The sequence below is a fragment of the bacterium genome (assembly GCA_028821235.1).
In the GTDB taxonomy this organism is placed as follows: Bacteria; Actinomycetota; Acidimicrobiia; order Spongiisociales; family Spongiisociaceae; genus Spongiisocius.
Genome location: JAPPGV010000053.1, coordinates 1 through 10,067 on the forward strand (window position 1 = coordinate 1; position 10,067 = coordinate 10,067).

At 69.6% G+C, this 10,067-nt stretch carries 5 protein-coding genes; 2 read left to right on the forward strand and 3 right to left on the reverse strand.

All coding sequences use genetic code 11. The features are described 5' to 3' along the window. Positions 1-181: 181 nt before the first annotated feature. The gene (locus OXK16_05630; protein ID MDE0375428.1) at positions 182-1,348 is read right to left on the reverse strand and encodes a Fic family protein; all 1,167 of its coding nucleotides are present in this window, start codon (positions 1,346-1,348) and stop codon (positions 182-184) included. 125 nt (positions 1,349-1,473) lie between these two features. On the opposite strand from OXK16_05630, the gene OXK16_05635 reads away from it, so the two are divergent. Together OXK16_05635 and OXK16_05640 are read left to right on the forward strand one after the other, a co-directional pair. Beyond that, complete coding sequence (locus OXK16_05635) at positions 1,474-5,883, forward strand: DEAD/DEAH box helicase (protein MDE0375429.1); 4,410 nt, start codon at positions 1,474-1,476, stop codon at positions 5,881-5,883. A gap of 36 nt (positions 5,884-5,919) precedes the next feature. Beyond that, positions 5,920-8,757 carry a hypothetical protein gene (locus tag OXK16_05640; GenBank protein MDE0375430.1) on the forward strand — a complete coding sequence of 946 codons (2,838 nt, stop codon included), beginning with the start codon at positions 5,920-5,922 and terminating at the stop codon, positions 8,755-8,757. A 55-nt stretch (positions 8,758-8,812) separates the two neighbouring features. On the opposite strand, the gene OXK16_05645 is transcribed toward OXK16_05640, so the two are convergent. Together OXK16_05645 and OXK16_05650 are read right to left on the reverse strand one after the other, a co-directional pair. Then, entirely contained in the window at positions 8,813-9,571 is a 759-nt protein-coding gene (locus OXK16_05645) for an SDR family oxidoreductase (protein ID MDE0375431.1), read from the reverse strand. Next, positions 9,571-10,067 (reverse strand): flavin reductase family protein (locus tag OXK16_05650; GenBank protein MDE0375432.1); only part of this gene is annotated, 497 nt, incomplete at its 5' end. The genes OXK16_05645 and OXK16_05650, both read right to left, overlap by 1 nt.

A 10,067-nucleotide genomic window follows, 5' to 3' on the forward strand; every position in this document is an offset into this window, starting at 1 on the left:
CCCTGGCGAGTGTCGCCCATCGCGAACTCAGCCTCTGCCTGCTCCAGGAAGACCAGGGACTGCGTGACCCGTTTCGCGACCGTGGACTCCTTGATCATGGTCATCGATGGTAACCCCTTCCTGTCTGTTGTAGGTCAGCCTGAGGCCCGACCCGACCGGCATACGAGATCGGCTCCGGACCCTATGGGAGACCGGGAAGCGTGGGTGTCGTGGGCAATTGGTACGGGTCGTCCGCTCCACGCGGTGGTCGGGCTCGGCGGATTCGGTGCCAGGCCTCCCTGAGTGGGGTGGCGCCCACGTAGTAGCGTCCTCGACGCTCTCCGCGTGGATCCAGGAGGCCCGCACGTGTCATCGCGGCGAGGTCTCTCGTGGCCACGGCACTGCTCACCTTGTCGCCGTACGAGATCTCGATGAGGCTCATGTACAGGGACCGCCGCAGCCTCCATCCTCGGGCCGAGTCGACCAGGGCGGCCACCGTCCTGGCGGGTAGACGGTGCTGCGCGGCCAACTGCTCGCACCTATCCCAGAGTTCCTCCATCTCTCGTATTCGCCGGCGCACGGTCATGGCTTGGCGGTAGTGCGCGGTTATGCAGAACTCGATCCAGGGACGAGCGCTGCGATCTGGTGACCACCGGCCTCCGGCCACATCGGTCAGCGCCGCGTAGTAGGCGGGTGTGTTGCGGCCCAGATACTCCTCGATGCTGAAGAACTCGGGAGACAGGAGGCCATCGCTTCCGAGGACCAACGACTGTAGACAGCGGGCTACCCGTCCGTTTCCATCGCTGAACGGATGGACGAGCACCAGGTTCAAGTGCGCCATGGCACCCGTCACTATGACGTGCTGATCGCTGGCGTTGATCTGATCCAACAGAGCGCTAACCAGGGGCTCGACCAGCGATCGCTCGGGCGCCTCGTAGACGGCGCGGCCCTCGTTGTCGTTGACCCATACCGGTCCCGGCCGCCACAGCCCGGGATTACTCGACAGGTCGTGTCGCGTGATCATGAAGTGCAGGGCCCGGAGCGTGGAGGCGTCGATCGTGGGTGCTTCCCGTGCCTGCTGGATCACGTAGGTCATGGCGTCCCGGTACCCGGCAACGGCATCCCGAGTTGCGGGATCAAGGCTGGTAGGGTCCTCGTTCGCCATCACGGCCGCCACATCCTCGACGGTCGCGTGATAACCCTCGATAGAGTTCGAACCCTGGACAGCTCGCGCAACGGTTGCCCTTCTCAGGGTTCCGTACCACCGGCGCGGGTTCCTGACGTAGAGCCTCAGGTTGTCCCGCAAGCCGTTGATGGCGTCCAGCGCCCGCTCATCGCTCGGGGACAGGAGAGGCGTTCGGTAGATCATGCGATCCATTTAAACACAATTAACTCCATACACGCGCCAATTTTATGAATCGCAGGAGTACGTTCAAGCAAACACGCCGGTGCCCGGCGTGAATGTCACGGGCACGCGATAGCCTGCCGTCAAAGATGTTGAGAGAACTGTTTTCGCCCGCTACCGCCACCTGGTTCGAGGAGGCGTTCCCCGGCCCCACCGAGGCTCAGGCCAGTGGATGGCCGGCCATCGCGGCCGGTCAGCACACGCTGATCCACGCCCCCACCGGGTCGGGCAAGACGCTGGCTGCGTTCCTCTACACGCTCGACCAGTTGCTTACCGAACCCGTGCCGGCCAAGTCCCGGCGCTGCCGGGTCCTCTACATCTCGCCGATGAAGGCCCTGGCCCATGACGTGGAGCGCAACCTCCGGGCGCCCCTGACCGGGATCGCCCACGCCGCCGAGCGCCACGGCCTGGCGACCCCTCCCGAGGTGGTGGCCGCCATCCGCACCGGAGACACCCCGCCCGCCGACCGCCAGCGCATGCAGCGCCACCCCCCGGACATCCTCATCACCACCCCCGAGTCCCTGTTCCTGATCCTCACCAGCGCGGCCCGCAAGATGCTGGCTTCGGTCCGGTGGGTCATCCTCGACGAGGTCCACGCCGTGGCCGGGACCAAGCGGGGATCGCACCTGGCCCTCTCGCTGGAGAGGCTGGAAGAGGTGACGGCCGTCCGTCCCCTCCGCATCGGTCTCTCCGCCACCCAGCAACCCCTGTCGACCATCGCCGAGTTCATGGGAGGCGGGACCATGGACGGCGGCGCCTGGACGCCGCGGCCGGTCACCATCGTGGATGTCCCCGGCAAGCGGGGCCTCGAGGTGGAGATCGTGGTCCCGGTCGAGGACATGGCCGCGCCCACACCTCCCGACCCGCTCGCATCCGAGCCCGCCGACCCGGGGTACCGGTCCATCTGGCCCTCCGTGTACCCGGCCCTGCTGGACCTGGTCAGAGCCCACCGGTCCACCATCGTGTTCGCCAACTCCCGCCGGCTGTCCGAACGGCTCTGCTCCGAGCTGAACAACCTGGCGAGGGATGAGATCGCCCGCGCCCATCACGGCTCGGTGTCGCGCGAGCAGCGGATCATCATCGAGGACCTGCTCAAGCGGGGTGAGCTGCCGGCCGTGGTGGCGACCTCGACGCTGGAGCTGGGCATCGACATGGGCGCGGTGGACCTCGTCATCCACGTCGAGTCGCCCACCAGCGTGGCCTCCGGCTTGCAGAGGGTGGGTAGGGCCGGCCATCAGGTGGGGGCGACCAGCGTGGCCAAGGTCTTTCCCAAGTTCCGCGGGGACCTCCTCGAGGCGACCGTGGTGGCCGACCTCATGCTGGCGCGGTCGGTGGAGCCCACGGCCGTTCCCCAGAGCCCGCTCGACGTGCTGGCGCAGCAGGTGGTGGCGGCGGTGGCGATGGACGAATGGCAGGCGGACGACCTCCTCTCGTTGGTCAGGCGGGCCGCCCCCTACCGCGATCTGGCCCGGGGACCCTTCGAGGCGGTCCTCGACATGCTGGCCGGCCGCTACCCGTCCGAGCTGTTCGGGGAGTTGCGCCCCCGCGTGGTCTGGGATCGGGTCACGCACACACTGACGCCCCGTTCAGGGGCCCAGCGCCTGGCGGTCACCAACGCCGGGACCATCCCCGACCGCGGGCTGTACTCGGTCAACCTTCCTGACGGCAGCCGGGTGGGCGAGCTCGACGAGGAGATGGTCTACGAGTCCCGTCCCGGGGACGTGTTCGTCCTCGGCACCTCGGCGTGGCGGATCAGCGACATCACCGCCGACCGGGTGGAGGTGATCCCCGCCCCCGCCGAGTCGGGCCGGATGCCGTTCTGGAAGGGCGATCGGGTGGGCCGTCCCGTCGAGACCGGGAGGGCGATCGGCCGCTTCGTCCGCACCATCGGGGCGATGGAGACCGACCGGGCGGTGGACACGCTCCGGCGCCGGTACCACCTGGACGAATGGGCGGCCCGCAACCTGGTCGCATACATCGAAGAGCAGCGTGACGCCACCGGAGTGCTTCCCACCGACCGGACGGTGGTGGTGGAGCGTTTCCGCGACGAGATCGGGGACTGGCGGATCGCCATCCTCTCGCCCCTCGGCGGCCGGGTGCACGCGCCGTGGGCAATGGCCATCGGCCAGCGCCTGCGACACCGCTACGGGCGGAATGTGGACGTCATCTGGAGCGACGACGGAATCTCCTTCCGCTTCATCGACACCGACGACCTGCCGTCTCTCGAAGACCTTCTCCTCGACCCGGACGAGCTGGAGTCGATCCTGATCGAGGAGCTGTCCGGCACGGCCATGTTCGCGGCCCGGTTCCGGGAGGCGGCCGCCCGCGCATTGCTGCTGCCCCGCCGCCGGCCCGGTGGTCGCACCCCCCTGTGGCTCCAGCGACGGCGGGCCGCCGACCTCATGGCCATCGTCACCCGCTTCGGCTCGTTCCCGATCATCCTCGAGACCTACCGCGAGATCCTCTCGGACGTGTTCGACCTACCCTCCGCCAAGGAACTCCTCGGGGACATCGCGGCCCGCCGGGTGCGGGTGGTGGAGGTCGACACCACCTCGGCCGGACCGTTCGCCTCGTCGCTCCTCTTCGAGTTCGTGGCCTCCTACCTGTACGAGGGTGACGCCGCCCCCTCCGAACGGCGAGCCACGGCCCTCACCCTCGACCGGGAGTTGCTCCGCGAGCTGCTCGGAGAGGGTGAGCTCCGCGACCTGCTGGACGAGGACGTGATCGCCGCGGTGGAACTGGAACTCCAGTACCTGACCCCGGATCGCCGGGTCAGGGGGCTGGACGGAGTGCACGATCTGCTCCGGGCCCTCGGGCCGCTCACCGGCGGCGCAGTGGCCGACCGGCTGGCCGACGGGTCCGCATCCGGCCTGCTACGCGAGCTGGAGGAGCGCCGCCGGGCCATCCGGGTTCAGGTGGGCGGCGCGCCGAGCTGGGCGGCCATCGAGGATGCCGGTCGGCTCCGCGACGCCATGGGAGTCCAGCCGCCGGCCGGGGTTCCCCATGCCTTCCTCGAGACCGGTCCCGACCCGCTCGGGGAGGTGGTGCGACGCTACGCCCGCACCCACGCGCCGTTCACCGCCGAGGAGGCCGGATCAGCGCTCGGCCTCCCCCCGGCCGCCATACAGGCCGTCCTGGCGGCGCTCGAGCAGGCCGGGACGGTGGCCCGGGGCGCCTTCCGGCCGGGCGAGGCCGGCCAGGAGTGGGTGGACACGGGAGTGCTGCGCCGGCTGAAGCGGCGTAGCCTGGCGGTGCTCCGCCGCGAGATCGAGGCGGTCGAGGCCGGCGCCCTCGGGCGGTTCCTGCCCGCCTGGCAGGGAGTGGGCCGCACCGGGCGCAACCACCTGTCGGCCCTGGTCGAGACGATCCGCACCCTCCAGGGGCTTCCGATCCCCGCCTCGATACTCGAACGGGACGTCCTGGCGGCGAGGCTCGACTACACGCCCGCCATGGCAGATCAACTCATGGCGTCGGGCGAAGTGGTATGGGTGGGCCGGGGCTCGATCGGTCCTCGTGACGGAAGGGTGGCCCTGTACCTGCGCGAACAACTACCGATCCTCTACCGACCCCCCGCGGACGACCTGCCCGACTCCGACCTCCACCACGCCATCCGGTCCCACCTCTCGCGAAGGGGTGCCAGCTTCTTCCGGGACATACACCTCGCTGCCCGCTGCGAGCATCTCGAGGACACCCTCGAGGCGCTCTGGGACCTGGTCTGGTCGGGAGAGGTCACCAATGACACCCTCGCCCCGCTGCGCGCGCTACGGATCCGCCGTCTGGCCCGGTCCCGCTCCGGGCGATCCCGGCGCCGGCTGCCCTCCGCCATGCCCCCTTCATCGTCCGGGAGGTGGTCGCTGGTAGCCGACCTGTGCGCGGCCGATGTGGCGGATGCGGAGTGGGGCGCCGCCTGGACGGAGCTCCTGCTGGAACGCCACGGGGTGGTGACCCGGGCCGGCGCCCGAGCGGAGAATATCCCCGGCGGTCTGACCACCCTCTACCCCATCCTCAACCATCTGGAGGAGACGGGACGCATCCGCCGCGGATACTTCGTGGAAGGCCTCGGAGGCCTTCAGTTCGCCCTACCCGGGGCCGTGGACCGGCTCCGGACCGCCGACAGCGACGAGGGAACCGTGATCCTCGCCGCGGCTGATCCGGCCAACCCGTACGGCACCCTGCTGCCGTGGCCCGAGGAAGCCCAGGGCCGGCCTTCCCGCTCGGCCGGCGCCTACGTGATCCTCCACGACGGCCGGCCCCTGCTGTTCCTGGAGCGGGGCGGGAAGACGGCCACCCTCCTCACCGACGCGGAGGAGCTTCACGGCGCGGCCGCCGACGCCCTGACCGAGATCGGAGTCCGGCACCGGCGGTTGACAGTAGAGACCATCAACGGTCTCCCGGCCGGCGACCACCCGCTCGGCGCCATCCTGCTGGAGAGCGGCTTCGCGATAAGCCTGAAGGGTCTCGCCTACCGGGGCCCTCGCCGCCAACCCGCCCGGCGATGAGGGGCCGCCAAAGACCCGGGTAGCCTCCGTCGAGTGATGGGTACCGTCGGCAGGCCCAGTGATGTAGCCGGATACCCCCGCCGGCATCAAACCCGCGGCCTCCTGCTTGCGTTAGCCGTGCTGCTGATGGTCGGGGGTTTGCTTCCGAGTCCGGCGAGCCCGACACCCGCCCCGGAACACGGGGAGTTGCTGTCCGGAACCGGCGAGGATGCGAACTCAGCGGCCACCGAGCCGTTCTTCGATATCGCCGGGGCGGGTGTGCACCGGGATAGCGTGGAGATCCTGGCTGCGAGGGGAGTGTTCGAGGGAACGGAGTGCGCACCCCGCCGGTTCTGCCCCGATCTGCCCATCCCGCGCTGGGTGATGGCGGTCTGGCTGGTCCGGGCACTGGACGCCGCCGACCCGGAGCCCATCGAGCGGTCACGGTTCGCCGACGTCGACGAAGGTGCGTGGTGGGCGGTCCATGTGGAGCGACTCGCAGATATGGGAATCACCCGGGGATGCGCTACGGAGCCGGCCCGCTTCTGTCCCGGGCGGGCCACCACCCGTGCAGAGATGGCCACCTTCCTGACCCGCGCACTCCGGTTGCCAGCCGTGCCGCCGACGGGGTTCGCCGATGTCGGGCAGGGCGCCACTCACCTACCGGGCATAAGCGCCTTGGCCGCGGCCGGGATCACCTCCGGGTGCGCGGTCGATCCGGCCCGCTACTGCCCCGGCCGGGCCACCACCCGTGCAGAGATGGCCACCTTCCTGACCCGCGCACTCCGGTTTGCCGGCGCCATCCCGTCCGCGGACGCCGGCACCCTCATACCACCCGACGAGGGTGACTTCACCGCGGTAGCGGTCGGTTGGGATCACTCCTGCGGCATACGCAGAGATCGCACGGTGACCTGCTGGGGGGACAACGCTAGGGGCCAGGCCGCACCACCGGACGGGGAGTTCGTGGCGTTGGCCGCCGGTCGGAGCCACACCTGCGGCATCGCCGCCCGCCAGGAGATCGTCTGCTGGGGTTGGGACGGCCGGGGAGCGACCGAGGCGCCGGAGGGGAGGTTCATCGCGGTCACCGCCGGGGGCGACCATTCGTGCGCCATCCGGACCGACCGAAGCGTCACCTGCTGGGGCGCCGACCACGCAGGCCAGGCAAGCCCGCCACCCGGCGAATTCGCCGCTGTCGCGGCCGGGGAATGGCATACGTGCGGGCTCCGCAACGCCGACCGGTCCCTTACCTGCTGGGGTGCCGACAACGATGGTCAAGCCGACCCGCCACCCGGACGGTTCGTCGCCATCGCAGCCGGCAACTGGCACTCGTGCGGCGTGCGCACCGACGGCGTCGGCGTCTGTTGGGGCGCCGATCACGCGGCACAGGCCGATGCCCCTGCCAAGCGTTTCCGCGCCATAGCGGCCGGCTGGCAGCACTCCTGCGGGATCACCGTCGACGGTTCGGTGGTCTGCTGGGGCTTCGACGAGCACGGTCGGGCCGACCCTCCGCAAGGCGAGTTCAGCGCCATCGACCTGGGGGACCGCCATTCGTGCGGGCTGCACACGGGCGGGGCCATCACCTGCTGGGGCCGTGTCCCGCCGAGTGGGCCTGCCGCGCCTACCCAGGAAATACAGACGCCCGCAGAGGTGCACCGGTATGTCAGCCCCGAGCGGCCGGATCCGGATACCTGCCGTCCGCCCGGTCCCGCCGGATTCCCGCTCCACGGTCGGATCCCGTCTACGGGCGTCCTCCGGGTGGCGGTGCTGTTCCTGGACTTCCCGGACGCCCGGGCGCGCCATACCACGCGACAAGAGGCGGAGTTGGGCTTGCCGTACATCGAGGAATATCTCGAGGCCGCCAGCTACGGGCGCCTCGAGACGGAGTTCACGCCTCTGCACCAGTGGCTACGCGCCCCGCACGGCTACCGGAGCTATCTGGGGACTTCAGCATCTCCGGCACTGGAGAACCCGCTCGACCCGGATGCGGAGGCGATAAGGCTCGCGGACCCGGAGTTCGACTTCACCGACCACGACGCCGTGATGGTGGTGCTGCCCAGTTCACACTTCGGTAACGGGCTCGCCACGGGGAGTATCCGGACGGAGGAGGGAACCCTCGCGAGGGTGCGGATCAACTTCCTGTCCGTGGCCGGGCCGCGCCAACCTCTCGAATGGGGTTTGGTCGCCGCCCACGAGCTGGCGCACATGCTCGGTCTGCTGGACCTGTATCCATCGGACAGTTCCCTGCGCGATCATCCCGAGCCTCCGCCGGGCAAGAGGTGGGTGGCCAACCAGATCGGCCTGATGGGTCTTTGGGCCAACTTCCTCGCCGGCGACGGCGATCCACGCCTGGCCCATGAGATACATCTTCCGGATGGACGTAGTCACACCGCCCACGCATATGACCTGCAGGCCCGGGAGATGCTGGCGTGGAGCCGATGGCAACTCGGTTGGCTCCAGCCCGGCCGGATCCGCTGCCTCACCGGTCTCGAGACCGGGAAGACCGTCACCGTTGCCCTACAGCCGGTCGCCTCGCCCGGCTTCGGGACCGCCATGGTCGGCATCCCCCTCTCGGACACGGAGATCGTCATCATCGAGAGCCGCCGCCGGATCGGTTTCGACGCCGGGCACGAGTACCGGTATGAGGACGGCGCCACTACCACTCTCCCCACCCTGGCCGGCGGCGGCGTGCTCGTCTACGTCGTGGACGCCGCCCGCTCCTGGGGACAGATGCCCATCCGGGTGATCGGACCTTCCGACAACCCCTACCCCATCCTCCACTTCAGGGACTATCCGCTGCTCAGCGATGGTGAGAGCATCTCGGTAGGCGGCTACAGCATCACGGTCCGTTCCACCGGCGACCACCCCGACTACCTCATCATCACCGGAGAAAGCTAACCCTCCCGGCGGCTGCCCGCCTAGCGGTCTGCCGGCGTCCGGGCAACCGGCCCCGTTACACGTACGGGGAGGAGTGGGCGATCCCGCCGTCCACATCGAGGGTCACGCCGGTCACCCAGGATGCCTGGTCGGAGCACAGGAAGACCACAGCCGACGCCACGTCCATCGGCTCGCCGATGCGTCCCAGCGGATGCAGGGCCGCACCCCGCTCCTCGTCTTCCCAGAGCACCCTCGACAGGCGGGTCCTCACCACCCCCGGCGCCACGCCTACCACGCGAACGGTGGGCGCCAACTCGTATGCCAGGTGCCGGGTCATGTAGATGAGCCCGGCCTTGGAGATGTTGTAGGCGCCCATGCCCCGCCCCGGCAGCCGGCCACCGACGGAGGCGATGTTGCAGATCACCCCTCCGTGGTCGCGCATCCCGGCGGCCCAAACGGCCCGGGCGTAGACGAGCGGGCCCTCCAGGTTGATCTCCCAGGTCCGCCTCACCGCGCCCAGGTCCACGTCCATGAGCGGCCCGTAGGCCGGATTGGTCGCTGCATTGTTGACCAGCACATCGCAGGAACCGAAGCGCTCGACGGCGGTGCCCACGGCCGTGGCCGCACCCTCCTCGGTATCCGCTCGGGCCACCACCGCCGCCACCCGGTCCGCCTCACCCAGCCGGTCGGCAGCCGCCGCGATGTTCTCGGGCTTGCGGCTGGTGATCACCACGCCGCGGGCGCCCGCCGCCAGCATGGCGGCCGCGATGGCTTCGCCGATCCCCCGCGAGGCGCCGGTGATGACCGCCACCCGCCCGTCGAGGCGCGCCTCCATCAGTGGCCGCCCCGCTTCACGCCGCCGTACTTCATGCGCGTGTCGCCCATCCAAGCGGCCCGACCCGGCTCGTCCGTCACGCCAGCGTCCACCAGTTCACCGGCGAACAGCGTATGTGTCCCGAAGTCGATCGCCCGCCTGACTTCGCACTCCATCCAAGCGATGGCATCCTCGAAGATCGGAACCCCGGTGACCCCCTCCCGGATCACTCGACCGTTGAGGGTCATCCCCTCCTTGGTGGCGGGCTTCGAGAACTTGACGAACACCCTCCGATCATCCGGCGACCACAGGTTGACGCTGAAGGAACCCCCGGCGGAGATCAGCCGATGGGTCACGGCCTTGTTGTCCACGCCGATCCCGATCATCACCGGCTCCATCGACAGCTGGGTGATCCAGGAGGTGGTCATCCCGTTCCATTCGTCGCCCGCCCGGGAGCCCACCAAGGCCAGGGCGTTGGGGATCATCCAGGTGACCCGGTTGATCAATGCCGCCTCTA